The organism is Pantoea stewartii subsp. stewartii (assembly GCF_008801695.1).
GTDB classification, from domain to species: Bacteria; Pseudomonadota; Gammaproteobacteria; order Enterobacterales; family Enterobacteriaceae; genus Pantoea; species Pantoea stewartii.
Genome location: NZ_VZPF01000058.1, coordinates 1 through 26368, shown reverse-complemented (window position 1 = coordinate 26368; position 26368 = coordinate 1). Strand labels below are relative to the sequence as shown.

Below are 26368 nucleotides of genomic sequence, written 5' to 3'. Positions count from 1 at the left end.
CTTACCGTGGCGCGATCGGGCGCACAAATCTCACTAAGTGTGCGCATGATAGCGAAACATCGATGCGGTTTCATTGCCTTTAAAGGCATCGCCTTTTAGTGTAAAAATCCCCTAACGAATAATGAGGAATAAACCGTGCGCATCGGCATTGATTTGGGCGGCACCAAAACAGAAGTGATTGCGTTGTCCAGCGAGGGAAGCGAGCTGTTTCGCCATCGGGTTTCCACGCCCCGAAACGACTATGCCGCTACGGTACAGGCTATTGTCGATCTGGTGCGTCTGGCGGAAGAAAAGACCGGACAGACGGGCACGGTAGGCCTCGGTATTCCCGGCACGCTTTCGCCCTACACGCAGCGGGTAAAAAACGCGAACTCAACCTGGCTTAACGGACAGCCGCTGGACAAGGATCTGGCGCACGCGCTGAATCGTGACGTCCGCATTGCCAACGACGCGAACTGTCTGGCCGTATCCGAAGCCGTTGACGGCGCGGGTGCCGGTAAGCCGCTGGTCTTTGGAGTGATTATTGGCACCGGTTCGGGGGCGGGCGTGGCGATAAACGGCGAATCCCGTATCGGTGGCAATGGTAATGCGGGCGAATGGGGCCACAATCCGCTGCCGTGGATGGACGAAGATGAACTGCGCTATCGCGCTGAAGTGCCCTGTTATTGCGGGCTACAGGGCTGTATTGAAACCTTTGTCTCGGGCACCGGCTTTGCCACTGATTATCAGCGTTTGAGCGGCGTTACACGCAAAGGTGCCGAGATTGTTCACCTGCTGGCACAGCAGGATCCGGTGGCGGAACTGGCTATGAGCCGCTACGAAATGCGCCTGGCTAAATCGCTGGCCCAGGTGGTTAACCTGATCGATCCGGATGTGATTGTTCTGGGCGGCGGCATGAGCAACGTGGATCGTCTGTACCAGACCGTCCCCACACTGATGAAAAAATGGGTATTTGGCGGCGAATGTGAAACGCCGGTACTGAAAGCCGTACACGGGGACTCGAGCGGTGTTCGCGGAGCCGCCTGGCTCTGGCCTGAGTAATCCGTTGTGGACGGTGAACCGCCAGTTTTCAGGCTTGATCACCGTCAGGCTGCACCGCCGGTTCAGGACTTTCCGAAAGGGCGCATCTGCATTTACGTTCAGGCCGCGATGGCGCGAGCTGCCGCGTTATGGTTACGGGGCAAAAGCAAATACCCATTGCCGGGGCGCGCCCTGAGGCGGAAGGGGCATATCACGCGCGCTACTCACGCTCTGCCAGGCGCTCAGGCATAACGATTCATTTCCTTCTGTGCGCATGACGTTATAGCGGCCGTCCGCGCGGCGTTGTGCCGTCACCAGGCAGCGCTGGCCTGTGTAACGTTGCGCGTGATGAAAATTGCGCATCACCACGGCATTCACCTGCGCGATATAGTGGTCGACGGTCTGGCACTGAGTCTGCGTCATGTTCGGCGCGCAGTGCCTGGCATCAGCGCCGAGCGGCTGGCTGCAGCCTGCTAAAAGCAGCAGGGCAACCGCGAAAATACCGGTCCATCTCAACATGGTTAACCTCTTACTGGCCGGGGATGTCAAGGGTGCTGTAACCCAGGCCATTCATTTTGCGTACCTTAATCTGAACGGGAATGCGCTCTTTCATGGCTTCAACATGGCTGATGACGCCAATAGTTTTGCCACTGGCGTTAAGCGCATCCAGGGCATCCAGAGCGGTGTCCAGCGTTTCGGCATCCAGCGTACCAAAGCCCTCATCCAGAAATAACGACTCAATGCGGGTTTTATGGCTGACGAGGTCAGACAGTGCCAGCGCCAGCGCCAGGCTCACCAGGAAACTTTCTCCGCCGGACAGCGTGCGCGTATCGCGGGCGCTGTCGGCCTGCCAGGTATCCACCACATCCAGTTCCAGCACATCGCTGGCACGTCGCTGTAAAAGGTAGCGACCGTGCAGGCGATCTAACTGACGGTTGGCCAGGGCCACCAGGTGATCGAGCGTAAGCCCCTGGGCAAAGCGCCGGAATTTATCGCCCGTTGCCGAGCCAATAAGATCGTTAAGCAGGGTCCATTGCGCTAACGCCGTCTCATCCTGCGCAATACGCGCCAGCAGCGTTTGCTGTTGGTTTCGCAGGCTGGCATCGCTGTCTAACTGCTGCTGTACCTGGCCCTGCTGGTTTGCATTTTCACGCAGGGACTGCTGTAAGCGCGCCAGCTCTGCCGCCAGCACGTACGGTGAATCCGGCATCAAAGCCGGTTTTTGCTGCTGATGTGCCGCCAGCCGCTGCTGCAGTTCTGCCAGGCGTGCCTGCTGGTGCAGACGGTGCTGGTCAATTTGCTGAAGCTGCTGACGCAGTTGCTGCGCCGCCTGTTCATCCAGCAATGCCGCGCGCAGGTGCGTTTCATCAGCGAATTCGGCCGCCGCCAGCGCCGCGCTGAAGCGTTGTTCTGCTTCCGTGACGCGCCCGGACAGGCTCTGCAGTTGGCTTTCCAGCAGCGTCAACTGGCCATTAAGACGGCTGACCTCTGCCTGTGACTGATGCAGTGCGTTGCGCTGCTGCGTAAGTTGCGCCTCGTGCTGATCGACGAGCACCTGCATCTGCTGGCGCGCCTGAGCCACATCGCGATCGCCAAACAGGGCTTGACGCTGCTGCTGTTTTTCATGTGCCTGCTGCTGTAACGCGGTGAGCTGCTGCCGCTGCTGATCCAGGCGTTGCTGCTCAAGCTGTAACTGCTGTTGCAGCGCGTCAGCCTGTGTTTCCGCCCGTGCAAGTTGCGGCTGCAGGTTAGCAAGCAACCGCTCACTCTCTTGCCAGCGCTGCCAGCGCTCTTGTTGGTTTGCCAGCCAGCTGTCGCGCGCCGTACGTTCAGGTAAAGACAACGCCACGTCGCTGAACTGCTGTGCCAGCGCGGCTTCCAGCTGCTGGCCGTTTTCTGCGGCCTGACGCTGCTGTTGCTGTAACGCCTGAAGCGCCTGGTGCTGGCTTTCCAGTTGCTGCTGAGTCAACAGTAGTGTTTGCTGATGCTGTTGTAATGTCTGGTGCTGCCGCAGGTGGTGATCTGTGGCCGCCAGCACCGCGCGCTCGGCTTGCTCCAGTGCGTCAAGCCGGGCCGTGAGCGTCTGCTCGTGGCGATTTTGCGCCTGCTGCCACGCGATTCTTGCATCCGTATCTGTCAGCGGGAAGGTGAGCGCCAGCTCACTGCTCAGTTCCTGCCATTGTTGAGAAAGGTCATCAAGTTGTTGGGTCAGACCCGTGATTTCTTCACGCAGGGATTGCTGTTGAGCCTGTAGCTGCTTTATCTGCTCCTTCTTTGCCGTCCCGGTTTCACTCAACGCGTCTACCTGTTTTTGCAGCTCGGCTTTACGTTGTTGGTTAGCACTAACTTCCAGAGCACGATAGGTTTCGACCGCAGGATGCTCGCAGGCGCCGCACAACGGGCAGGGCTGCCCGGCTTCAAGCCGGGCGCGGTACTGTTCCAGGTCAGCAATCTGGCTTTCGAGCTGGCAAATTTTCTCTACGTCGCTGAGCTGCTGTTTTTCCCGTCGCCAGGCTTCTCTTAACGTCAGCAATGCGCTTTCAGCCTGCTGCTGAGCCGTCTCAAGTTCATGCAGGCGTTTTTCGTACTGCGTGCGCTGCTGATGCAGGGGTTGCCACTGCGCGGCCACTATCGTCAGCGCATGGCGCGCCTCGCGCTGTTGCTGATGCTGGCTCAGTGCCTGACGTAAGGCTTCAGGTGGATGCGCGTTCTGAAGGGAAGTTAGTGCTTGCTCAGCCTGAGACAAGGACTGCTGCGCCTGCTGTGCGGCCTGATCCAGTGGCGTGAGTTGCTGTGCCAGCTGCTCAATATCCCCCTGGCGCTGATGGATGTGGCGCTGTTGCTGCTGTATCTGCTGATCCAGCTCAGCCTGTGTCGCTTCATAGCGGGTCAGTTGGGCAAAACGCTCTTTCCAGATCGGAAGGTGTTCACCCCATTGCGGCATGTCAGCCAACTGCTCACGTAGGGCATGCTGTTGGGCAATCGTCTCTTGCAGGTGGCGCACCTGGCGGGCTTCGCTGTGTAACGCGGCTTCGCGCTGAGCGCAGTGTTGCTGTTGCCGTTCGGCATCCTGCTGTAGCTGCTGAATGTGCTCGTATAAGGCAGAGAGAGACTGATCAAGCGGAATGACCTGCCCGGTCAACAGCGTTTCCTGCTGCTGCTGTTGCTGTCGGCACTGTTCGTGCGCCGTGTCCGTTTCCGCATAGCGTTGCTGCAACACATGATGCGCCTGTGTGGCCGTGTGCATCTGTTGGCTGAGCTGCTGCTGACGTTCCCGCATCGCGTTGCGTTCGGCCAGCAGACTGTCACGTTGCTGCAACGGACCGCGCAGTTTCTCCGCCGGTTCACTGCGCGCCAGACGTTGACGATCCGGCTCTGCAGCCTGACTGGCGTGCTCTGCCGCTGCGAGGGCCGCGGTTGCCTGCTCTGTATCCGCAATAGCCTGCTGATGCTGTTGCTGCCACTGTTGCTGCGCCTGCGCCACGGCAAGCGCGGCAGTCAGCTGGTGTTCAGCGTCGCTGAGGGCCTTTTTTTGCTGGTGCAGTGCAGTACGGGTTGCCTCATCAAGCAGCGCCATGCCGCCTGCCCGACTGCGTAACAGTTCCAGCGCCGTTTTGGCCGCTTTGTGGCGTTCGAACACGGCCATGGACAGACGACCATAAATTTCGGTTCCGGTCAGTTCTTCCAGCAGTTCTGCCCGCTCATTGGCTTTGGCGTTAAGAAACGCCGCAAACTGGCCTTGTGACAGCATCATTGAGCGGGTGAAGCGCGCAAAATCCAGCCCGCTCAGCGTTTCCGTAAGTTTGAGCTTATCGCTCACTTTATCTGCCACAATCTGATTATCGGCGCAGCGCGCCAGCTCAACGCGGGGAGCCTGCAGTTTACCGTCAGCGGTGCCGCGCGCGCGGTTCTGGCTCCAGAATGCCCGCCAGGCTTCGCCTTTAATTTCAAACTCGACCTCCGCCAGGCACTCGGCACAGTCGCGTGTCATCAGGGGGTTATGCCCCTGAGAGATGCCGCCCAGGCGCGGCGTCTGGTGATACAGAGCCAGACAGATGGCGTCCAGCAGCGTGGTTTTACCGGCGCCCGTCGCGCCGGTAATCGCAAACAGCCCGTTGCTGGCAAACGGCTCGGTGCGGAAATCGATAAACCACTCACCTTTGAGCGCGTTAAGATTTTTGAAGCGCAGCGTCAGAATTTTCATGGCTGCTCCTCCAGATCCGCCAGCGTCTGTTTAAACCGCAGGGTGGTCTGGGCAATCTGATCCGCGTCCAGCGCGTCATCCAGCGCCAGTCGTCGGGCAAACACTTCTTCCACATTCAGTTCGCTCAGGGTTTCTTTATCCAGCTGTGCCAGACTGTGCTGGCGCTGTTCACGGCTGCGGCGCAGCAGCAAAACGTCTACGGGCAGGGAGGCCGTCAGCGCTTCTACCTGACGCTGCAAATCACTTAAATATTCCTGCGTGGTCACTTCAATATCCAGCCAGACAGGTTTGGTCCCGTCGGGCGCAGAAAACTGGCTGAGCTGCCGGGTGATTTGCGCCAGCGAGCCTTTCAGGACCTGCATCGGCTGGAACAGGGGAATGGTCAGGGGCGTGACCGTCAGGCCTGACGGGCTGAAATCCAGCAGGAACACACTTTTTTCGCTGCCCAGTTCATCGAAGCTGAGCGGAATCGGCGAACCGCTGTAGCGAATATGATCGCTGTCGGCCACGCGCTGCGCACGATGAATATGCCCCAGCGCAATATAATCTGCAGGCGGAAAGGCCGAGGCCGGAAAGGCATCCAGTGTACCAATATAGATATCGCGCACTGAGTCGCTTTTGCTGACGCCGAGGGCGGTGAGGTGGCCGGTCGCGACGATGGGAAGCGCCAGATTCAGCGCCTGTGCGGCAGCAAAACTGCGCTGATAATGGGCGGTAATGGCCTCCAGCAGGCTGCGCTGTTTATCGCGTCCTGACTGGCCGGCCTGGCTGCGCATAATATCGCGTGGCCGCAGATAAGGAATGGCGCACAGCAGCGCGCCCGGTTCGCCCTGACGCGTCGTTAACATCAGCACATCGTTACCGTCCTGCGGCGTGGTAATCACGCGGGTATTCAGGCAGGCGAGCAGTTCACGCGACTCGTTCAGCGTCGCCACCGAATCGTGATTTCCGGCCAGCACCACCAGCTGACAGCCGCTGGGTTGTAACGCCACCACAAAGCGGTTGAACATTTCACGTGCATAGCTGGGCGGTGTGCCGGTATCGAATAAATCACCCGCCACAATCAGCGCATCCACCTGATGTTCTTCAATCCGGGCCAGCAGCCAGTCCAGAAAGGCCTGATGCTCAGCGGCCCGGCTTTTGTTGTAAAAGAACTGCCCCAGGTGCCAGTCCGCGGTATGGATAATGCGCATAACACTCCCTGCCATAACAAATCGCCCGGCGATTATACTGGCTCCATCACTAAAGCCACAAAACATGTCGTCATGTTGTCATGTTGTCATAAATGGTTGTTGCAGGCCGGTTTTTATGGCTAACTTTTTCATAAAAGTGTCACAAAACTGACGCATAATGGCGCCGCAAATATCAGTGAAAGCCGCCCTACCTGCAGGAGTCATAATGGCTAAGCGCATTTTAGTTGTGGAAGATGAAGCTCCAATCCGTGAGATGTTATGTTTCGTTCTGGAACAAAATGATTATCAGCCGATTGAGGCAGAAGATTATGACAGCGCCGTCAGTAAGCTGATTGAACCCTGGCCTGACCTTATCCTGCTGGACTGGATGTTACCTGGCGGCAGCGGCATTCAGTTTATCAAACACCTTAAACGTGAAGCGATGACGCGTGATATTCCGGTCATGATGCTGACCGCACGTGGCGAAGAGGAAGATCGCGTGCGTGGCATGGAAGTCGGGGCCGACGACTACATTACCAAACCGTTTTCCCCGAAAGAGCTGATGGCCCGTATCAAAGCTGTGATGCGTCGCATTTCGCCGATGGCGGTCGAAGATGTAATTGAAATGCAGGGCCTGAGCCTGGATCCCTCCTCGCACCGGGTGATGTCGGAAACCACGCCGCTGGAGATGGGGCCGACAGAGTACAAGCTGCTCCACTTCTTTATGACCCATCCTGAACGTGTTTACAGCCGTGAACAGCTACTGAATCACGTCTGGGGCACCAACGTCTATGTTGAAGATCGTACAGTTGACGTGCATATTCGCCGTCTGCGCAAAGCGCTGGAACTGACCGGTCACGATCGCATGGTACAAACCGTCCGCGGAACAGGTTATCGTTTCTCTGCCCGCTTTTAAACGGAGCTTTAACCGTGCTGGAACGCCTCTCCTGGAAGCGATTATTGTCCGAACTGGTGCTGGCGTGTTTGCCTGCGCTGGTACTCGGCCTGTTGTTCGGCTATCTGCCGTGGCTGTTGTTACTCAGCGTAGTCGGTATTTTACTGTGGCATTTTTATAACCTGATGCGGCTGTCGCACTGGCTGTGGCAGGATCGCACGATGACCCCGCCTTCCGGTCAGGCAAGCTGGGAACCGCTGTTTTACGGTCTGTATCAAATGCAACTGCGCAACCGACGTCGGCGGCGTGAGCTGGGTCATCTGATCAAACGGTTTCGCAGTGGTGCAGAGTCGCTGCCGGATGCCGTTATCCTGACAACGGAAGAGGGCACCATCTTCTGGTGCAATGGCCTGGCACAGCAGCACCTCGGGCTGCGCTGGCCCGAAGATAACGGGCAAAATATCCTTAATCTGCTGCGCTATCCTGAATTTTCACGTTATCTGCGCCAGCGCGATTTCGACAAGCCGCTGACGCTGGTGCTGAATAACCAGCATCACATGGAATTTCGTGTTATGCCCTACAGCGAAGGGCAGTGGTTGATGGTGGCCCGCGACGTAACGCAAATGCACCAGCTGGAAGGTGCACGACGCAACTTCTTCGCCAACGTCAGTCACGAACTCCGGACGCCGCTGACGGTGCTTCAGGGTTATCTGGAGATGATGAATGACTCGGTCATGAATCAACGTTCGCGTGACAAAGCTTTGCACACCATGTCAGAACAAACCCGCCGAATGGACAGCCTGGTGAAGCAGCTTCTGACGCTGTCGCGTATTGAGGCGGCCCCGGTCATCAATATGAAAGAAAAAGTTGATGTGCCGGTCATGTTGAAACTGCTGCAACATGAAGCGGAAACGCTGAACGGCGGGCGACATCAAATCCATTTTCACACCGATCCGCATCTGAAAGTGTTTGGCAATGACGAGCAATTGCGCAGTGCCATCTCCAACCTGGTCTACAACGCGGTCAACCATACGCCAGACAGCACACGAATTGATATCAGTTGGTTACGCAGCAAGCAGGGCGCGGTATTTAAGGTCTGCGATAACGGTCCCGGTATTCCCGCTGAGCATATTCCGCGCCTGACCGAACGCTTTTATCGTGTAGATAAAGCGCGTTCACGTGCGACTGGCGGCAGCGGGCTAGGGCTGGCTATCGTCAAACATGCGTTGAGTCACCATAATGCCCGGCTGGAGATCACCAGCATCCCGCATCAGGAAACCTGTTTTACATTTACCCTGGCACCAAGGTTGATTGTCAGTAACGGGATGCAGGAGAATGCCGTTCATCAATCGTGAACGGACCGGAACGATGCGCGTTTTTCTTTTGGTGTTCTTTTCGCTGTTGCCAGCCCTCGGGCAGGCGCAGCCCGTCATGCTGTCCGGAAATCTCAGTAGCGCCGGCTCCGACACGCTCGGCTACCTGATGACGTTATGGGGAGATGACTTTAGCCGTCAGGCGCCTGGCGTGAACGTTCAGGTTCAGGCTTCGGGGTCGTCTACCGCGCCCACTGCGTTGACCGCCGGGGCCGTTCAACTGGGCGCGATGAGTCGTCCGATGCAGGCTGATGAGCGCCAGGCCTTTGAGGCGCGCTATGGCTATCCGCCGCTGGCCGTGCCGGTGGCAAAGGATGCGCTGGTCGTGGTGGTCAATCAACGTAACCCGCTGCGTGAAATTGATCCGCGGCAGCTCGATGCGGTTTTTTCCATCACCCGGCTTTGCGGCGCGCATCAGGTTCCACAACGCTGGGGTGACCTGGGACTGCACCAGACAGAATGGCAGCAGCGTCCCATCCAGCGCTATGGCCGTAACTCCGCCTCGGGAACATGGGGCTTTTTCAAACAGCAGGCGCTGTGTCAGGGCGATTTCCGCAATGACGTGGCCGAGTTTCCCGGCTCTGCCGCCGTGGTACAGGCCGTAGCCGGTAATCCCCGCAGCATCGGCTATGCCAGTTTTGGTTTCCATCTGAGCGGCGTCAGGTTGCTGCCTGTGGTGACCAAAAACGGCGACGCGGTGGCACCGGATCCAGAGACTATCCGTACCGGCCGCTATCCATGGTCGCGTCCGCTTTATCTCTATGTGAATAAAGCGCCAGGTAAACCTTTACCGCCACTGGTCGATGCCTTTTTACGACAGGTGCTTTCCAGTCAGGGTCAACAGCGCGTCAGCGAGGCCGGGTATTTGCCGCTCTCTGCGGCGCAGATTGCTCAGGCTCGCGCTTCGCTCGAATAACGTCCACCTGCCCGTCAACAAACGCCGGTAGCGTCACCGTGAAACAGCCTGCCTCCGGACCCGTAAGCCCGATCAGGCTGTCTGTCCTGCGGTCGCTGACAGAAAAGCCGACGGCAACAATGCAACATGAATTTTTTTCAGGCGACGTGAATTTTATTCGTTTGCCGCTGAGAGAACAGCATGTCACTCTGCATTTAGACGTTTAGCCATCCAGAATGCTAAAATAACATTATGTAACTATTCCCGGCCGAAATTATCTGGCCGTGACAAGGAGTGATCATGCAAAGACAAACCGCCCCGTTTCGTGCCGACACCGTTGGCAGCTTTCTTCGTCCTGCCGCGATCAAACAGGCTCGCGAGAAATACCAGGCGGGGGAAATCAGCGCTGACGAGTTGCGTGAGGTTGAAAACGAAGCCATCCGTGATGTGGTGGCAAAACAGCGTGAAAACGGCCTCAAAGTGGTCACGGACGGGGAATTCCGTCGCGGCTGGTGGCATTTTGACTTTTTCTACGGCCTGAAAGGCGTGGAACATTTTGAAGCCGATCAGGGCATTCAGTTCAACGGCGTACAGACCAAAGCGCACGGTGTCAAAGTGACCGGCAAACTGGGGTTTGACGGGCATCCGATGCTGGATCATTTCCGCTTTTTACAAGGCATCGCAGGGGATGCCGTGGCGAAAATGACGATTCCCAGTCCCAGCGTGCTGCATTTCCGTGGCGGACGTAAAGTGATCGACGCGGAGGTATATCCCGATCTTGATGTGTACTTTGACGATCTGGCACAGACTTACAAAGACGCAATCGCCGCCTTTTATGCGGCAGGCTGCCGCTATCTGCAACTGGATGATACGGTGTGGGCGTACCTGTGCTCGGACGATCAAAAGCGTGAGATCCGCGAGCGCGGTGACGATCCCGAGCAGCTGGCCCGAACCTACGCCCGCGTGCTGAATAAAGCGCTGGAGGATAAACCGGCCGATCTGACCGTCGGTCTGCATGTCTGCCGCGGCAATTTCCGTTCGACCTGGATTTCAGAAGGCGGCTATGAACCTGTGGCCGAAATCCTGTTTGGCACTGTTAATGTCGATGCGTTTTTCCTGGAATATGATAACCACCGTTCCGGCGGTTTCGAACCGCTGCGTTTTATCCGGCCGAGTCATCAGCAGGCGGTGCTTGGTTTAATTACCACCAAGGTCGGCGAACTCGAAGACGTGGATCAGGTAAAAGCACGTTTACAGGAGGCGACGCAGTACCTCAGCCTTGACCAGATCTGCCTTAGTCCACAGTGTGGCTTTGCCTCAACGGAAGAGGGGAACAGCCTGACCGAAGCGGAACAGTGGCAGAAGATTCGTCTGGTTGTGGATGTGGCGAATCAGGTCTGGTAAGCGTCAAAAGTGCGCAGTGTGGCGCAATGTATGCGCCACTTGTGCATAAAAAGACGTCAGTATGCTGGTATTTCCCATGGCCTGTTTATTATTAAGGCACATCATCTGATGTGCTTGCTGCTAATATTGATGTGATCCACTAATTTTGACTTAAATCACGAAATAAGCCTCTGGTTTTCCGATCTCGTATTGCCTTTCTTCGCTATAAACGTTTTACTTACGGCCGTTGTCGATTTATCCCTCTGTGAACAGAAAAAAAGCAGCTCAAATCACCTGCGCTAAACCGGACGCTGCGCATAATGCGCTGCTGTCGTCTGATCAGCCGTTTTCATAGCGCAGCGAGGGGACAACGCAAACTTATCTTTCATCGCAACATCAGTGACAGGCCGTATGACACATCGTTTAACCGTTAAAGACATTCTCGCGCTGGGCTTTATGACGTTTGCCCTGTTTGTTGGTGCGGGTAACATTATCTTTCCTCCTATGGTCGGTATTCAGTCAGGCGAACATGTCTGGGTGGCCGCTTTAGGGTTTCTGCTTACCGCTGTGGGATTACCCGTCATCACCGTCATTGCGCTGGCGCGCGTCGGCGGCGGGATTGACGCGCTGAGTACACCGATTGGTAAAATTGCCGGGGTGGTTCTGGCCACTGTCTGCTATCTGGCGGTGGGGCCACTCTTTGCCACGCCGCGCACCGCCACGGTGTCGTTTGAAGTCGGGATCGCGCCGATCACCGGCGACGGTGCACTGCCGTTGTTCATCTACAGCCTGATTTACTTTGTGCTGGTGATGGGCATTTCGCTCTATCCCGGCAAACTGCTTGATACGGTCGGGCATATTCTGGCACCGCTGAAAATTGCCGCCCTGACGCTGCTCGGCGTTGCCGCCCTGCTGTGGCCCGCAGGCGGCACCATTCCGGCCACCGCCGACTACCAGCGCGCTGCGTTTTCCAGCGGTTTCGTGAACGGCTATCTCACGATGGATACGCTGGGTGCCCTGGTATTCGGGATTGTGATTGTGAATGCGGCCCGTTCACGCGGTATTGATAACGCGGCACTGTTAACCCGTTATACGGTACTGGCGGGGATTATCGCGGGTGTAGGGCTGACGCTGGTCTACCTGAGCCTGTTTAAACTGGGCGCAGGAAGCGGGGCGCTGGTCGATCAAAATGCTAACGGCGCCGCGATTCTGCATGCCTACGTACAGCACACCTTTGGCGATATGGGCAGCTTCTTCCTTGCCGCGCTGATTTTTATTGCCTGTATGGTCACAGCCGTGGGCCTGACCTGCGCCTGCGCCGAGTTTTTTGCCCAGTATCTGCCGTTGTCATACAAAACGCTGGTGTTTGTGCTGGGGCTGTTCTCCATGGTGGTTTCCAATTTGGGGCTGAGTCATCTGATCCAGATCTCGATTCCGGTGCTGACCGCCATTTATCCGCCGTGCATCGTACTGGTTGTGCTGAGTTTTACCCAGAATATCTGGAACAAAAGCAGCCGAATCATTGCTCCGACTATGCTTGTCAGCCTGCTGTTTGGTATCCTTGACGCAATCAAAACCACCGGGTTTAAAGAGGCGTTACCCGCATTCAGCCAGCATCTGCCATTAGCCGACCAGGGGCTTGCCTGGTTGCCGCCCTCACTGGTGATGTTGCTGCTTGTGGCGTTGGTTGATCGGTTAAAAGGGCCGGAACAGGTGACAGTTCACTCGTAACGGCTAAGATTGATTCTTCTTTAACCACGGGCTTGCCCGTGGTTTTTTCATTTCACAGGTACAGGTTGTTATGCAAGAAACCAACAAGCTCAAACGCGGACTGAGCACGCGCCACATCCGTTTTATGGCGCTGGGATCGGCGATTGGCACCGGGCTGTTTTATGGCTCGGCGGACGCCATCAGGATGGCAGGACCGAGCGTTCTGCTCGCCTATATTATCGGCGGCGCGGTGGCGTACATTATCATGCGCGCGCTGGGAGAAATGTCCGTTAATAATCCCCAGGCCAGCTCGTTTTCTCGTTACGCGCAGGATTATCTTGGACCAATGGCTGGGTATATCACCGGCTGGACGTACTGCTTTGAAATTCTGATTGTGGCCATCGCCGACGTCACGGCATTTGGTATTTATATGGGTGTCTGGTTCCCGGAGGTGCCGCACTGGATCTGGGTACTGAGCGTCGTGCTGATCATCGGTGCGGTCAATCTGATGAGCGTGAAGGTGTTCGGCGAAGTGGAGTTCTGGTTCTCCTTCTTCAAAGTCGCCACCATTATTGTGATGATTCTGGCCGGATTTGGCATGATCATCTGGGGCATCGGTAACGGTGGCCAGCAGACCGGCATTCACAACCTGTGGACCAACGGCGGCTTTTTTGCCCACGGGATCGTTGGCATGCTGCTGTCACTTCAGATGGTGATGTTTGCTTACGGCGGGATAGAAATTATTGGCATCACGGCCGGTGAAGCTAAGGATCCGGCGACCTCTATCCCACGCGCCATTAATTCCGTGCCGATGCGTATTCTGGTGTTTTACGTTGGTACGCTGTTTGTCATCATGTCCCTCTATCCATGGAATCAGGTGGGCACCAACGGTAGCCCGTTTGTGCTGACCTTCCAGCATCTGGGTATTGCCGCTGCCGCTTCTATCCTCAACTTTGTGGTACTGACGGCCTCCCTGTCCGCGATTAACAGCGATGTGTTCGGTGTCGGGCGTATGCTGCACGGTATGGCGCAGCAGGGCCATGCGCCTAAAGTGTTTATGAAGGTGTCAGCACGCGGGATTCCGTGGGTCACGGTAGTAGTTATGATGTTTGCCATGCTGATTGCGGTCTGGCTCAACTACCTGATGCCCGAGAAAGTGTTCCTGGTCATTGCCTCTCTGGCCACCTTTGCCACCGTCTGGGTCTGGATTATGATTCTGCTGTCCCAGATTGCGTTTCGCCGCAAAATTGGTAAAGCGGCAGCCCGTCAGCTGACATTTGCCCTCCCGGGCGGAAGCTGGACAGCCGGTTTCGGCGTAGCCTTTTTATGCTTTATCATCGGCCTGATCGGCTACTTTCCGGATACGCGCATCTCACTTTACGTGGGCATGGTGTGGATTGTGCTGTTGCTGCTGGGTTATAAGCTGGTGCGCAAGCCGTCCTGATTCCCGGCCGCGAAGGCGACTGACACGACGAAATAAAATCGGCGAAAGGATTCGCCGAAAACGTCACATAGCAAATGAAACAAACAGAGGGATGATTGACGAAACGATGCTAATGCAAAAGCGTACGTCGTTAAATAAGTTGCCGAAAAATAAGAGAAAGCCCACCGTTAACCCGACACGGGCGCTAATGCGTTCTGCGCGGGTAATATAAGGGATTCCGGAACGATCGCGCTGCGGTCCAGCTGTTGACCCAACGCGGCAATCGCATCCTGTAACGGGCACAGTGTACCCACGTCGGTGATATGGCAGCCGGCTTGTTGACACTCCTGACGCAACAAAGGATGACGGTCATTAATGGGTTGTAACTGACGTAGCCCGTCCAGACTTTGTGCCTGAAAATAGACGCGCAGGTAGCGCTGATTGCTTTGCTTATCCCGCCAGCGCTCCATCACCAGGCTACTTCCCGGCGGAATATTACCGCGCGTATACCCCGGCAGTTGCCATTCAAATCCCATCAGGCGGCGAACCATCGCGATATTCGTGTCATGGGCCACCAGCAGTACCCATCGTACATCGGGATCGTTCCCCTGAATGGCGTCGAGCATCCGCTGTAACAGAAGCGAGCCACGACGTTGCGCCATATAGAGCACATCATTGCTGAGATCATAACTGGCCGTCAGCAGGGGGAGCAGGGCGGTGATCTGTTGAGCGGAAGTGATGTGGCCCCACGCCAGCCTGGCGAACGGTAAGTTTTCGCTGTAGCCCAGGCGCAACGTCTCGACCATGGCGGCCAGCGTGCTTAAGCCTTCAACATAGACGCTGCCGCTTTTGGTCTGCTTTAACTGCCAGGGGCGATCAAAAAACGGGCACGCGCGATTAGCCGCACAGACCGCCTGTTTAAGCGCCTGAATGGCGGGCTGGAGCTGCTGCTGTCGCTGTGCTAAATCGCCCGCCACACGCCGCTTTTCTTCCATCTCACGCTGCGGATCGATGCGGGCAAAGGGCAGTTTTTCCGTCTGAAAAAGCGGATCGACGTCGCCCGTGACGGTATGCACCGCCACGCCGCAGCCGGGAAATGCGCCATCCACCAACGCTTCGGCAGTGGCGCGCGTTCGCTGAAGAGGGCTGGCGCGTACGTAGAGTGCTGTCGCGCCCGGACAACCCGCGGGAAGTAATCCCAACTGGCGATAGTGATCGCCTTCCCAGCGCGCTTTATTCACCACCGCACTGTAGCCATGGCCCGTCAGCTCGCCGTCCGCTGTACTCCACCGGGGCCAGGGCTGTCCGGTTGCTGCCTCGGTCTCCTGGCGGTTGCCCGGCGTCGGCGGGCGCACCCCGTGTCGGCTGAGTTCGACCACTTTCTCTAACTGGTATTCTGGCGCCGCGTAAAGCGACCCCGCCGCGAACCATAACGCACAGAGCGCGACTACGCGCAGGGGGCTACAGGCAGACATTATTCATCCTCCAGTTCCTGGGGCGCGAGAAGGGCTTTAATCTGTGGATAGATTACGGCATTCGCCAGCAAAACGGGATTGCCGTTTTTCAGGCCATCATTGCGCATATAGTCATTGGTGACACCGCCCGCTTCCCGCATTAACACGATGCCCGGCAGGCTGTCCCAGGGATGCATATGGGCTTCGTAATAGCCAATCAGGCGACCGGCAGCGGCCCAGGCGCTGGTTAAGGCACCGGAGCCGATGCGAATGAACATCCCGCCTTGTTTGAGTAGCGCATCGATAAGCTGCGTAACCTTTTCTCCCGGCACCCGGCTGGAATTACTGATGCCCAACAGCCCTTCGTTGAGGTGACGGGCCTGATGAACCTCAAGCCGGGTCTCATTAAGCCAGGCGCCCTGGCCTTTGCGGGCGTGAAACAGCTCCTGATGATTGGGATCGCAAACCACGCCCACCACCGGTTCACCTTCGCAGACGATGGCCAGCGAAACGCACCAGTTATGCAGACCATTGACGAAGCAGGCGGTGCCATCAATCGGATCGATGACCCATAAAATGCGGGCCTCGCCTGTTTCTCCACCGCTCTCTTCACCTAATACCGCATCCTCGGGATAGCGTTCTGCAATCAGTGATTTAATTAATTCTTCAACGTTACGGTCAGCTTCACTGACCACGTCCTGAAGGTCCCTTTTATGTTCCACCACCAGTTTTTGACGCTGTTGATACCATGACAAGGCGCGGCTTGCGGCGGCACGGGCGATTTCGCAGGCGTAGCGATAGCGCGCGTCAATTTCAGAATGCGAAGCGGATGACATGTTTCCCTCTTATGATTTTAAAACACATCGAATACAGGAAGCGCCTGAACAGGCGGTCTGACAGTGAGAGTAGCGCAAAGCATAGTTAAGCAAGGCTTATTAAGCCGTAGTGCGCCAGTAATGGCAATATCGTCGGTGTACTGTTTGCGTGCTTTTTCAGCGTTATCAGGTAAGCCGCGTCTTACCTGATAAAGAGGGTGAATCACAGCTGCCGGCTGGCGGCCAACTGCATCAGGCGGGGATAAAACTGAAAGAAACAGGCTTCAAAGGCCGGATAATGGGCGGTGAAGTCCTGGTAAGAGTCGCTGAGTGCCGCCAGCCTTGGCCGACGTCGGGCCATGCCATTCAGCACGCGTTCAAGGCGCAGGGGATCGGCGTAGTGTTCGAACCAGCGTTCTCGCCACATCACCGCATTCAGTTCTTTAAATTCCTCGGGCGTGGCGGCCAGTTGCGGGACGATTTCGCGCTCGGCACGGGCCGTAAACGCTTGCAGCGTTTGTGACGGATGAACGCGATCCCAGTGGCGCGCCAGAAAATGGTCCCAGATGACATCCAGCGTGATGGGGGCGACGCGATAGGTCTCTGCCCGGAAAAGCTGGCGTGCCGCGCGCACTTCCGGCAGGGCATCGGTCATTACGTCCAGGCGACGATGCATCAGAATGCCGTCGGCCACCGGTTCAGGCCAGTGTTGGTGCGGCGCGCCGCGAACGAAATCGGCCATCAGATTGCCCAGCAAAGAGCTGTTGGCAAGATGGGCTAAGTGAAGATGCGCAAGAAAATTCATGCGGCATTATAAGCGCAACTCCGTTTACGCAGCCAGTTGTTCAGAATTGTTCGGTTTTCCGCTAAACTGTGCCGCCTGTTTTTCTGAGTAAGAAGTCTGTCATGCGTGTCGCCGATTTTGCTTTTGATTTGCCTGAATCTCTTATCGCCCATTATCCCCAAGCGCAACGAAGTGGTTGCCGCCTGCTGTCGCTGGATGGCCCAACCGGCGCGCTCACTCACGGCGTGTTTACGGATGTGCTGGATAAGCTCCAGCCCGGAGATCTGCTGGTGTTTAACAACACGCGCGTTATCCCGGCCAGGGTGTTCGGACGCAAGGCAAGCGGCGGCAAAATTGAGATGCTGGTCGAGCGCATGCTTGATGACAAGCGCGTGCTGGCGCATGTTCGCGCATCGAAAGCGCCGAAGCCTGGCGCAGCGCTGCTGCTGGGTGACGACGAGAGCGTGAAAGCCACTATGGTGGCGCGGCACGATGCGTTGTTCGAGATCGCCTTTGACGATGACCGTGACGTACTGGACATTCTTAACCGCGTCGGCCATATGCCGCTGCCGCCGTACATTGACCGCCCGGATGAAGAGGCGGATCGTGAGCTTTATCAAACGGTTTACAGCGCCCGACCCGGTGCCGTCGCCGCGCCCACGGCGGGGCTGCATTTTGATGAGCCGCTGTTGCAGGCGCTCAAAGATAAAGGCGTGGAAATGGCCTTTGTCACGTTGCACGTTGGGGCGGGCACGTTTCAGCCGGTGCGCGTCGAGACGATTGAAGATCACCACATGCACGCGGAGTACGCGGAAGTCCCGCAGGATGTGGTAGACGCGGTGCTGGCCTGTAAGGCGCGGGGGAATAAAGTGGTCGCCGTTGGCACCACCTCGGTACGTTCACTGGAAAGCGCCGCCAAAGCCAGTCAGGATGCCCTGATTGCGCCGTTCTTCGACGATACCCAAATTTTTATCTATCCGGGCTACGAGTACCAGGTGATCGATGCATTAATCACCAACTTCCATTTGCCGGAATCAACCCTGATTATGCTGGTCTCGGCCTTCGCCGGTTACCAGCACACCATGGCTGCTTATCGCGCTGCGGTGGCAGAAGAATACCGTTTCTTCAGCTACGGCGACGCGATGTTTATCAGCAAAAACCCCCAGGCGCCGCTGGAAAAAGTGGGCGCCTGATCTGTTTACTTTGAACATCGGACTGTTTCTCCGATGTTCATGTTAACAGGGCGGCTCAGGGTTTGTTAATTTTCACTTCAAAACATCAACTTACGAGAGATATCCTGCCAGATGTACTCTCGTCATTTTCCTTCTGTGCCAGAAATGTGACAACCCCGCTGAATTTGCTCAAATGTTCACCGCTCAGATGGGCGTATTTGTTAACCATCTCCAGCTTCTCCCATCCTCCCAATTCCTTCAGAACCATCAGCGGCGTTCCATCCTGAACATGCCAGCTCGCCCAGGTATGTCTCAGGTCGTGAAACCTGAAATCCTTTATGCCTGTCAGTCGTAACGCCCTGTTGAAATCGCTTCGGATGAAATAGTCATGCTTCCTGCCATCGGAAGAAAAAACATATTCATGACTGTTCGGTATCTGCCTCAGTATTGCGACAGCTTCATCACTAAGTGGTAACTGACGGGCCCGGCCGGATTTCGCGTTTTCAGCTTTGATAACCGCCCTGCGTCGGCCAAGGTCGATGTCCTGCCAGGTGAGCGAAAGAATCTCTCTCAGGCGAGCGCCGGTGAGTAATGCAAAAGAGCACAGCCACTTCATCCACTGATGTTCAAGGTTATCAACCAGCGCGCGGGCATCACTTTTATCAATCCACCTTATCCGAACCTTTGGCTCCCGCAATGTCTGCGAATAAGGCATCTGGTCAATCCAGCCGCTCTTGTAGGCCAGCGAGAAGCCGCGCATAACAAAGGCCCGATACCTGTTCTTAGTCGCGTTGGACAGCCGTTTGTGCGTGATTCGGCTATGGGTGGGGAGATTGTCCGTAATCTCCTCGCCTGACACCGATGAAACCAGCCTTCCCTCGAAAATACCCAGCCAGTATCGCGCGTAAATCCTGGTGTTGGCGATATTGGAATTGCCCTCAGCGTCACGTAGCGCCAGCATGATCATGTCCTCGAAAAGCTTATCCGGCCGCTTATCGAGGTTTTTTTCAGCCCATGCATCATGCTTTATTTTGTCGTGAAGCCTTTGCGCTTCGGCTTTGTCTTTGGTGCCAGAAGTGCGTCTAACTCGCGAGCCGTTTGGCTTCGATACATCAATCCAGTACGTGTCCCCTCGTTTGTAGATCGGCATTTCTTCTTCTCCTTACCGTCTACAGCAGCCAGCCGGATAGCATTGTTATTCCGAAAGGGCTGCTGTTCAAATTTTTTCATGCTGTCCACGCTTGCCCGCCAGCACCCGCCGACTTTGAACATGTGGAATTTCTCAGGGTTTCGGTAGATGGTTGTCGCTGACACTTGAATGGCAGCGGCGTATTCTTTGACTGTCATGAAGGGTTCAGCGGAGGCCATATCTATTCCTCAGGTGGCTTGCTGTGTTTGAATGCGCAAATGAGAGTGATGAGAAGGGCGAGAGTGAGAATGTCGCCCGGGTCGGCGGTGATGGTGATGTTCACAACTACTTCACTTCTTTATGCCCGTTCGACCAACCCTCGTCATAATCGGTTTCGCCATCTTTAATCATCCGAGCGTGTTCCACCACATCGCTCCAGTTCATATTGTTTGCGGCCCAGTCTTCAATCTCATATGAGTCCGCATCAAAAAGCGGCAATGTATCTTCAAGCAGGCTCTTGGTTACATCTCCGCCGTATTCATGGGCGTAATGAGAGGCCCGGCTGTGCGCAATGATGGCAACAGGTACGGCCCAAACGCTATTGTCTGGCATGGTTACGAATAAGTTTTTTGACATAACAACTCCTCACGCAGAGCGCGATTAAGGTTAATTGGGCGGTTGGGAGGTTAATTCAGGGCGATGTGGGGGATTTTTCCAGCGGCGATTGCATCGTAAATCAAGTCCGCGCTGTGTCCATTACTGGCAGATGATCGGCAAAGCTCAGCGATAACATTCTTTGCCTCCTCACGCTTGCGCTCTGCTTCTGTGAGGATTGGTCGGAAACTATCTATAACCGGGTAATCAAGTAGCTGGTCTGCTTTCGATCCCTCAAGCCATCGTCCAATAATGCGCTTATCGTCATGTGCAATAATTCTGGCGCGAAACCATGCTTTATCACAGGAATCGTAAAGCGCTTCGCACTCACATCCAACCGGCGGTAGTCCTTCACCATTCCATTCAGGCTGCTTTGATGCTGCAAGGGCTGCTTCGTATTCCTCGTAAGAAACGCAACCTGTACCGCTGAAATGTAACCCAGCCATAACAAAAGGCGCTCGACCTTTGGAATGGAAAGTTACAGAGCCATTAAGCCCATTTGAGGCTACGGTTCGGTCGCTAGGCCAGCCGCCAAGTTTTGGTAATTCCTGCACTAACCGTTCAAGTAATGTCATGCCACTCTCCTCTGCTTATTAGCGCGCTCAACCTTCTCATAGTCCTGACAGCACTCTGGCGAGCAAAAGAATCCGGTCAATACCTTCTCTTCGCAGTAATAGCAGGTGCCGGTGAATTGCATCTGAGGCTTGCTTCGGTTGGCTAATGCCAGGTCAATCATGTGCTGTGTGTGTTCGGCAGCTTCGTCGAGAATATCTGCGGACATAGTGGTTACTCCTGAATGAAGTCGTAAAAAAACCTGCCGGAGCAGGTTGGTTATTCGGGGATGGTTGGTTTTCGGTAGAGTGGGATGCTGTCAATAACTGCATCTATTTGAGGCCAAGCCTCGAACGAAGTTCCTTGCAGACAAAGTTCAACTCCTGCGATATCGGTAAAGCAGAATGGCTCACTAAATTCCTGCCGATAAGCCTGAAGCTCTTTTGCCATAGCAATAACTGCTGGTCCGTAATCGGATGGGTTTTCGATAAATTTATTCAACATCTCATCACTAATCATCCTGACCTTCCGGGGCTGCTGGCAGCATGACTTTACCACCGCATTTTTGGCAGAAATTACATTCGTTTTCGACAGGGCCGCCATCGTTAAATACCCATGAGCTACCACAGGCAGAGTCCCAGTATCCGTCATCATCATAAGTCCACTTGCAACCCTCGCTTACAGGCTGTGCGGTGGCGTTAAGGCGCTGGACTTCGGCACGGCAGTAAAGCCATACTGCATGTGCAATCTCTGGCTCACGGTCGTCAAGCTTTATCCCTAAACTATATTCAGCGATTTCACGCAAATCTTCTGGGCTTGACTCATCTGGCAACTTAATCATGATTTCACCTCGTCGGTTACAGGCTCGTAGGTTTCATCAAATATTTCCGGCTTACACGGGTAGTGCTCGCCTTTTACACCTTTGATAATCCAGTCACCTTTCGACGCAACGTGGCGCGCCGTACCTTCGCCATCTTCCAGCGTTGATATAACTAGCTCCGCATTTCCTCTGGCCATTAACTCGTAGGTTGCATCTCCACTGCAAAACTTAACGACGTCATCTATGTTTGAACCAGTCCACTGTATTGCATCAATGACAACTGGCTTTTTTCTGAACTTCATGATTTCACCTCTTTGACAGCCAACAGAACAGCCTCGATATGCTCAAGACAGGGAGGTGCACCGTGCTCTTCGCTATCGCCAATATGCTCAGCGATTCGGGAAAGGTAGTCAGGGTCGATTTTCCAGCCCTGGCTTTTATCTTTGGCCTCTGGCAACTCCACCGGGCGCAAAAGCTGAGCGGGTGGGGTGGTATAGAGTGCGTGAAGAGGTTCAACACTTGACTCATCATCGCTTTTAATCCAAACAGTTCCGCAGCAACGGCGCTTATCTAATAAATCATTTATCACCTTCGTATGAGCATATGCAACAGGCTCAGCCGTAAGCGCTGCGAGTGCTATTTGCTGACGCTTTAATTGGCTTCTCAGCGATACCAAAGTTTCTGGAATGGCATGAGGAAGTTGAGAATACCTATCAATTTCCCTGTTGATACTTGAAATGTCATGCTGGCAATCTGCAATCAGCGCCTGCACATCACCATCAACTGGATTGGGGGAATTAAGCATCTTCATACTCCCTGCGTTTAGCGCCGCGATAGACTGGTTTTGGTTGGTGCTTAGGGTTTTCAATTGCACTGGCGATTAACACCTGCCAGTTATTACGATTGTTTTTCACCCAATTACCGAAGTCGCCATCAAAGAAACCTTTGGGAACTGGCGTCGAAAGCCTTTCAACCACATCACAGGGAACGACAATGCTGTCGCAGCCCTGATTGTAATATTCAAGATGACCTCGAATTCTTGACTCTGGGTATCGCCCAGCAGTTTCAACCCGACCCCTGTACCCGCTATCTTCAGCAGCCCAGAGGGTTATAAAACTGTCGCTCCGCGCCGTATGTTTAACGCTCAAAGGCTTTGTTGAATAAATGGATTTTATGCTGTGGTACTATGAAAACGGTTGTTTCAGATAACATAAAATCAATGCGTTACATGCTTGCGTATGACGGTGTTCTGTCTGGCATCAGCGTTTTCTACCAAAACAGTGCAGACAAAACAGAATGATTACCTATTATTCAACAAAGCCACGCTCAAAACGAAAAATTCTCGCTCCGTTACTGGATTGGGGGAATTAGTTGTCATGGTTGGTGACCTCGAAAGAGTGATTTTGAATCGCCTCAATCAATTCATCTGCATCAACAGTGAAAACCTTCAGCGTTTCGCACCCGCCTATTTTTGCGCCTGATATTCTGTATCCGCCGCTATTGTCACAAATGCACAGCGACAGGCTGCCGTTAATGTTATGGCATACTTCAACACGAACTTGTTTGTTACTCATTTGCGCCTCCGCTTCTGCGCTGCACGTTTTTGCTGAGCGGCATAACCGCGCTTGTTATTAACCGGATATGAATTACCGGCGATACCGAACGCCAGCTGGTTCTGTAATTTCGCGGCTGCCAATATGCTCATCGCAGACCACATTGCCATTTTTCGCATATCAACCCGCCTTATCCGCATTATCGAGACGCTTAAAGTCAATTACCCACACCCACGGGTTAGCCTGCCAGCTTTCCTCGCCGTAGATGGATTCCCACAACTCAGCGAAGTTGTCATATGGAGTCATAACTTCGCCGCCACTATCAGGATCGTTATATGTTGGCCGCCATCCGGTAAGCTCCAAACCTTCGGAGTGTGCATCTTCCTGGCTAATATCCTGCAGCCGCTCCACACGAACGCCGGTAATCTCCAGCGTTATGCGGGAAGCCCAGCGCGGCATGTGGATTGATGGAGTCCAGCCAACCATTTCGCTACCGTTCCAAGAAGCGCGGTGAATGCAATGCTCTGGTTTACGGAAGCGCTTAGGAATCATGCTTAGTGGAGAGCCTTTACAGCCATAGAACTCCACGTCAGCCCATGTTCCATCACGCGGCGCATCAGGCATCCACGCCTCACGCACCCACAGGCGATCACCTAATGCACCGAACGGGCAGATATATCCCTCATCCTCGCCGGCAACACCAAACACCTGTTTTTTCGCTGGCTGAAGGTATCCGTGCTTATCGACCACGCCGGGCGTGTACCAGCGAGCTGTATAATCAGTTTCCAGTGCCATATTCATCGGGTTGAAATGTTCGGAAGGCTGTACCTTCATGATCCGGCGCATCTGCGTCTTCCTGCTGGCCAGAACTGCATGAACCATTTCGGCATTTAAGATGATTGGGCGCTCTTTCATTTGGCACCCGCCCGCAGCCCAGCAATCTTTTCCAGCAGGTCGATGGGTGCCACATCCTGAGCATCTTCTGCGAACCCTAATGCTATGCGCACAGACTTGGCTTCTGCCGCGAACTGGTCAGCCTGACCAGCAGACATTGAGTAACGCGAAAGTTTTTCATTTGCCGCATCCAGCTCTACTGCAAGCCTATCCTTATGCCTTATAGCCTCCTCGAAGCCGCCAACAAGCGCATCCATCTTCTGCTGCAATGCGGCGTAGTCTTCGTAATACACAAACTCGCCTTCAGGGTCGTTATAGTTAATGTCCTGTCGGCCATAACCAGTGACTGAATGACGTTTAACTTCGCTCATTTCCCTTCTCCTGAATCCGCTACAGACACCACGACAAGCTCATCGTTATCGAATGACTCTTGCTTATCTTTGATGTAACAAAGCACCTTATTGGCAAGGTGCCTGACGTTGGTAACCATGGCTTTTTGCTCATCGGCTAATACGATGAACATGAAAATGTTGAGGCGATATGCCGGTATGCGGCATTGCCTGCGGTGAAGTGTTTGCATGGGAGTGTGTCCGGTCAGGCAGCTGTTAAGCTAAGCGCCGCCACCAGGAGCTTTAGCTTTCTATCCTGCCGCTCGGCTGCTAATTGAGCCTTAATGGGATTGGTTGTCAGCGTGTTATCAGGTAGCAACCATGCTTTGCGCTGCCATAAAAAAGGGAGCGTAACGCTCCCGACTTTCATTGGACTGTAAGGGGTGTGCATGGCTATTCCTCGGGTGTTGGCTGAGGTTCGTCAGGCATCACCTCATACTCACCGGTAATGATGGATGCATTGTCTTGCGGCAAATCGGCATCAGCCTTTTCATCAAGCGTTACAGCACGCTGCAACTCAATGCTGACCGGAAGGTATTTGAACAAGCGGCGAATGGCTGTCTTTTTTGCCATCTCTTCGTAATGGTCAACCCAAGGCCCCTTGTCGCTTGACTTGCTTAATGCGCGAACACGATCAACCGCTGCCTTGCTCATAACTTCAAACTGAACTCCGCCATCTTTCAGTCTGGCAACAGCGTATACATGAGTCAGCGCGCCGGGATTTCCGTCTTCATTTGGGATGTGCTCAAGCTTTTCTTCCAGCCCGTAGGCATAGCTGAACTGGTCATTTTCATATACGGCGCGAGCAGAAAGGCTGACAATCTGACCTGAGCGACGGGCAAGGTCTATCATGCCCCGATAGCCAATAATCAACTGTGTTTCTGTAGCTACAGTGACCCACTGGTTGCCCTGCTTTTGCCTTTTGTCAAAAGGCAGTAGGTACGCATGACCAAGCGCGCCACCTGGCTCAAGTCCAAGCTGAGCACACTGCATGATTGCTCCAAGAAACGACATCTGATCGCACTGCATCAGCTTGGGTGTTTTACGAAGTTCGGTCATTGCAATTCGAGCAAGGCGATCTGCTGTCATATGGTAAGCGTCTCATCCAGACCGTCTTTTATTTTCGCCCGTGTTTCCTACCATGGACACTTTCGCGAACATGGACACTACCGTGGACAGAAACACGCCTTACATCAGCAGACCCTGGATCATCACTGCACTCAGCCTGCGATTTAACGACGCCCTGACTTACCGTGAAATTGCAGAGCAACTAAACGTCAGTTCTTCCGCTACGCATAAAATGTTCAAGCGTTTTCGCCGCACGGGTATTAACTGGCCGTTGCCGGAGGAATACACGCCTGAGCGCCTTGAGGAGGAGCTTTACGCCTTCAATCTTGAAACAAACCTGCCTGTCAGAAAACGCCGCCCTGACTGGCCTCTGGAGTTCAAAATCCGCATGGCGGAGCTGAGCCTGCTGCCGGGGGCCTGTGTGGCAGAACTGGCGCGGGAGCATGGTGTTAACGATAACCTGGTGTTTAACTGGCGGAACCTGCATCGCCAGGGACTGCTGGACCCTGCCATCAGAGCCACACTCATTCCGGTCACCGTGGAGCCGCTTTCGCCGCCCCTGAGGCACAGCGGAGCCGTATCAGCAGACCTGCCACCAGTCATCAGTTGCAAGCTGACACTGCCGGGCGGCAGCCTGAGCCTGACCGGGCCACTGACCCCAGAGTTACTACGCGCACTGGTCAGTGAACTCCGGGAGGGTGAACCATGATTAGTTTTCCGGCAGGCGCACGCATTTGGCTGGTTGCAGGCGTGACAGACATGCGCTGCAGCTTCAACGGGCTGGCGGCGAAGGTGCAGAACACGCTGCGCGCCGACCCGTTCAGCGGGCATCTGTTCATCTTCCGCGGCCGGCGCGGCGACATGATAAAGGTACTGTGGGCCGACCGGGACGGCCTGTGCATGTTTACCAAAAGGCTGGAACGTGGCCGCTTCGTCTGGCCGGTGACCCGTGACGGCAAAATCCACCTGACGCCTGCGCAGCTGTCCATGCTGCTGGAAGGCATTAACT

At 55.0% G+C, this 26368-nt stretch carries 30 protein-coding genes and 1 pseudogene; 10 read left to right on the top strand and 21 right to left on the bottom strand.

Annotation, left to right across the window (positions count from 1 at the left end):
• The first annotated feature begins 135 nt into the window (after positions 1 to 135).
• Positions 136 to 1041 carry a fructokinase gene (gene mak / locus F7Q90_RS17015; protein ID WP_006117580.1) on the top strand — a complete coding sequence of 302 codons (906 nt, stop codon included), beginning with the start codon at positions 136 to 138 and terminating at the stop codon, positions 1039 to 1041.
• Positions 1042 to 1173: 132 nt separating this feature from the next.
• Here the strand turns inward: mak and F7Q90_RS17010 are convergent, their stop codons facing one another.
• From F7Q90_RS17010 to sbcD, 3 genes are read right to left on the bottom strand one after another with little or no spacing between them, the layout of a single operon-like run.
• Positions 1174 to 1539, bottom strand: coding sequence for a cell envelope integrity protein TolA (locus F7Q90_RS17010; RefSeq protein WP_006117579.1), 366 nt, complete (start codon positions 1537 to 1539; stop codon positions 1174 to 1176).
• 10 nt (positions 1540 to 1549) lie between these two features.
• Positions 1550 to 5224 (bottom strand): AAA family ATPase, encoded by a 3675-nt coding sequence (locus tag F7Q90_RS17005; RefSeq protein WP_006117578.1) that lies wholly within the window; start codon positions 5222 to 5224, stop codon positions 1550 to 1552.
• Positions 5221 to 6417 carry an exonuclease subunit SbcD gene (gene sbcD, locus F7Q90_RS17000; protein WP_006117577.1) on the bottom strand — a complete coding sequence of 399 codons (1197 nt, stop codon included), beginning with the start codon at positions 6415 to 6417 and terminating at the stop codon, positions 5221 to 5223. Before sbcD ends, F7Q90_RS17005 begins: the two co-directional genes overlap by 4 nt.
• Before the next feature lie 205 nt (positions 6418 to 6622).
• Here sbcD and phoB point away from each other — a divergent pair, with 205 nt between their 5' ends.
• The 6 genes from phoB (at position 6623) to proY (ending at position 14096) form a co-directional block, all read left to right on the top strand.
• Positions 6623 to 7312 carry a phosphate response regulator transcription factor PhoB gene (gene phoB, locus F7Q90_RS16995; protein ID WP_006117576.1) on the top strand — a complete coding sequence of 230 codons (690 nt, stop codon included), beginning with the start codon at positions 6623 to 6625 and terminating at the stop codon, positions 7310 to 7312.
• A gap of 14 nt (positions 7313 to 7326) precedes the next feature.
• Positions 7327 to 8646, top strand: a complete 1320-nt coding sequence (gene phoR, locus F7Q90_RS16990) for a phosphate regulon sensor histidine kinase PhoR (RefSeq protein ID WP_006117575.1) — start codon at positions 7327 to 7329, stop codon at positions 8644 to 8646.
• A gap of 13 nt (positions 8647 to 8659) precedes the next feature.
• Positions 8660 to 9580, top strand: a complete 921-nt coding sequence (locus F7Q90_RS16985; protein WP_006117574.1) for a PstS family phosphate ABC transporter substrate-binding protein — start codon at positions 8660 to 8662, stop codon at positions 9578 to 9580.
• A gap of 279 nt (positions 9581 to 9859) precedes the next feature.
• On the top strand, positions 9860 to 10963 hold the full coding sequence (locus F7Q90_RS16980) for a cobalamin-independent methionine synthase II family protein (protein WP_006117573.1): 1104 nt from the start codon (positions 9860 to 9862) through the stop codon (positions 10961 to 10963).
• 390 nt (positions 10964 to 11353) lie between these two features.
• A complete protein-coding gene (brnQ, locus tag F7Q90_RS16975; protein ID WP_006117572.1) occupies positions 11354 to 12673 on the top strand; it encodes a branched-chain amino acid transport system II carrier protein in 1320 nt (439 codons plus the stop codon).
• 70 nt (positions 12674 to 12743) lie between these two features.
• Positions 12744 to 14096: a proline-specific permease ProY gene (proY, locus tag F7Q90_RS16970; RefSeq protein ID WP_151161034.1), complete on the top strand. Its 1353-nt coding sequence runs from the start codon at positions 12744 to 12746 to the stop codon at positions 14094 to 14096.
• A gap of 167 nt (positions 14097 to 14263) precedes the next feature.
• Here the strand turns inward: proY and F7Q90_RS16965 are convergent, their stop codons facing one another.
• The 3 genes from F7Q90_RS16965 to F7Q90_RS16955 all read right to left on the bottom strand — a co-directional run bounded on the left by F7Q90_RS16965 (position 14264) and on the right by F7Q90_RS16955 (position 17149).
• Positions 14264 to 15550, bottom strand: coding sequence for a histidine-type phosphatase (locus tag F7Q90_RS16965; RefSeq protein WP_044241245.1), 1287 nt, complete (start codon positions 15548 to 15550; stop codon positions 14264 to 14266).
• The gene (locus tag F7Q90_RS16960; protein ID WP_006117569.1) at positions 15550 to 16365 is read right to left on the bottom strand and encodes an inositol monophosphatase family protein; all 816 of its coding nucleotides are present in this window, start codon (positions 16363 to 16365) and stop codon (positions 15550 to 15552) included. The genes F7Q90_RS16965 and F7Q90_RS16960 overlap by 1 nt, the downstream gene beginning before the upstream one ends.
• A 202-nt stretch (positions 16366 to 16567) precedes the next feature.
• Entirely contained in the window at positions 16568 to 17149 is a 582-nt protein-coding gene (locus tag F7Q90_RS16955) for an acyl carrier protein phosphodiesterase (RefSeq protein WP_006117568.1), read from the bottom strand.
• 101 nt (positions 17150 to 17250) lie between these two features.
• On the opposite strand from F7Q90_RS16955, the gene queA reads away from it, so the two are divergent.
• Entirely contained in the window at positions 17251 to 18321 is a 1071-nt protein-coding gene (gene queA / locus F7Q90_RS16950; protein WP_006117567.1) for a tRNA preQ1(34) S-adenosylmethionine ribosyltransferase-isomerase QueA, read from the top strand.
• Positions 18322 to 18406: 85 nt separating this feature from the next.
• Here queA and F7Q90_RS16945 read toward each other — a convergent pair whose 3' ends face one another.
• The 15 genes and pseudogenes from F7Q90_RS16945 to recT form a co-directional block, all read right to left on the bottom strand.
• A complete protein-coding gene (locus F7Q90_RS16945; RefSeq protein WP_006117566.1) occupies positions 18407 to 19450 on the bottom strand; it encodes a site-specific integrase in 1044 nt (347 codons plus the stop codon).
• 324 nt (positions 19451 to 19774) lie between these two features.
• The gene (locus tag F7Q90_RS16940; protein WP_006117565.1) at positions 19775 to 20065 is read right to left on the bottom strand and encodes a hypothetical protein; all 291 of its coding nucleotides are present in this window, start codon (positions 20063 to 20065) and stop codon (positions 19775 to 19777) included.
• 50 nt (positions 20066 to 20115) lie between these two features.
• Complete coding sequence (locus F7Q90_RS16935; protein WP_052310100.1) at positions 20116 to 20658, bottom strand: hypothetical protein; 543 nt, start codon at positions 20656 to 20658, stop codon at positions 20116 to 20118.
• Entirely contained in the window at positions 20655 to 20864 is a 210-nt protein-coding gene (locus F7Q90_RS16930; RefSeq protein WP_044241240.1) for a hypothetical protein, read from the bottom strand. The genes F7Q90_RS16935 and F7Q90_RS16930 overlap by 4 nt, the downstream gene beginning before the upstream one ends.
• A gap of 50 nt (positions 20865 to 20914) precedes the next feature.
• Positions 20915 to 21154 (bottom strand): hypothetical protein, encoded by a 240-nt coding sequence (locus F7Q90_RS16925; protein ID WP_044241237.1) that lies wholly within the window; start codon positions 21152 to 21154, stop codon positions 20915 to 20917.
• The gene (locus tag F7Q90_RS16920; RefSeq protein ID WP_006117564.1) at positions 21147 to 21476 is read right to left on the bottom strand and encodes a hypothetical protein; all 330 of its coding nucleotides are present in this window, start codon (positions 21474 to 21476) and stop codon (positions 21147 to 21149) included. Before F7Q90_RS16920 ends, F7Q90_RS16925 begins: the two co-directional genes overlap by 8 nt.
• A complete protein-coding gene (locus F7Q90_RS16915) occupies positions 21473 to 21757 on the bottom strand; it encodes a hypothetical protein (RefSeq protein ID WP_044241235.1) in 285 nt (94 codons plus the stop codon). Before F7Q90_RS16915 ends, F7Q90_RS16920 begins: the two co-directional genes overlap by 4 nt.
• The gene (locus F7Q90_RS16910; RefSeq protein ID WP_006117562.1) at positions 21754 to 22260 is read right to left on the bottom strand and encodes a hypothetical protein; all 507 of its coding nucleotides are present in this window, start codon (positions 22258 to 22260) and stop codon (positions 21754 to 21756) included. Before F7Q90_RS16910 ends, F7Q90_RS16915 begins: the two co-directional genes overlap by 4 nt.
• Complete coding sequence (locus tag F7Q90_RS16905) at positions 22253 to 22603, bottom strand: hypothetical protein (protein ID WP_141119352.1); 351 nt, start codon at positions 22601 to 22603, stop codon at positions 22253 to 22255. Before F7Q90_RS16905 ends, F7Q90_RS16910 begins: the two co-directional genes overlap by 8 nt.
• 219 nt (positions 22604 to 22822) lie before the next feature.
• Positions 22823 to 23029: a hypothetical protein gene (locus F7Q90_RS16900; protein WP_006117561.1), complete on the bottom strand. Its 207-nt coding sequence runs from the start codon at positions 23027 to 23029 to the stop codon at positions 22823 to 22825.
• 159 nt (positions 23030 to 23188) lie between these two features.
• On the bottom strand, positions 23189 to 23923 hold the full coding sequence (locus F7Q90_RS16895; RefSeq protein ID WP_044241229.1) for an ASCH domain-containing protein: 735 nt from the start codon (positions 23921 to 23923) through the stop codon (positions 23189 to 23191).
• A complete protein-coding gene (locus F7Q90_RS16890; RefSeq protein ID WP_006117558.1) occupies positions 23920 to 24273 on the bottom strand; it encodes a hypothetical protein in 354 nt (117 codons plus the stop codon). The genes F7Q90_RS16895 and F7Q90_RS16890 overlap by 4 nt, the downstream gene beginning before the upstream one ends.
• On the bottom strand, positions 24270 to 24425 hold the full coding sequence (locus F7Q90_RS26725) for a hypothetical protein (RefSeq protein WP_006117557.1): 156 nt from the start codon (positions 24423 to 24425) through the stop codon (positions 24270 to 24272). Before F7Q90_RS26725 ends, F7Q90_RS16890 begins: the two co-directional genes overlap by 4 nt.
• A 71-nt stretch (positions 24426 to 24496) precedes the next feature.
• On the bottom strand, positions 24497 to 24682 hold the full coding sequence (locus F7Q90_RS16885) for a DUF1317 family protein (RefSeq protein WP_044241224.1): 186 nt from the start codon (positions 24680 to 24682) through the stop codon (positions 24497 to 24499).
• Positions 24683 to 24684: 2 nt separating this feature from the next.
• A pseudogene (gene recT, locus F7Q90_RS16880) lies at positions 24685 to 25383 on the bottom strand (recombination protein RecT); the annotation flags it as partial.
• 79 nt (positions 25384 to 25462) lie between these two features.
• Here recT and tnpA point away from each other — a divergent pair.
• Complete coding sequence (tnpA, locus tag F7Q90_RS16875) at positions 25463 to 26068, top strand: IS66-like element accessory protein TnpA (protein WP_237166113.1); 606 nt, start codon at positions 25463 to 25465, stop codon at positions 26066 to 26068.
• Positions 26065 to 26368 (top strand): IS66 family insertion sequence element accessory protein TnpB (tnpB, locus tag F7Q90_RS16870; RefSeq protein ID WP_151161032.1); only part of this gene is annotated, 304 nt, incomplete at its 3' end. The genes tnpA and tnpB, both read left to right, overlap by 4 nt.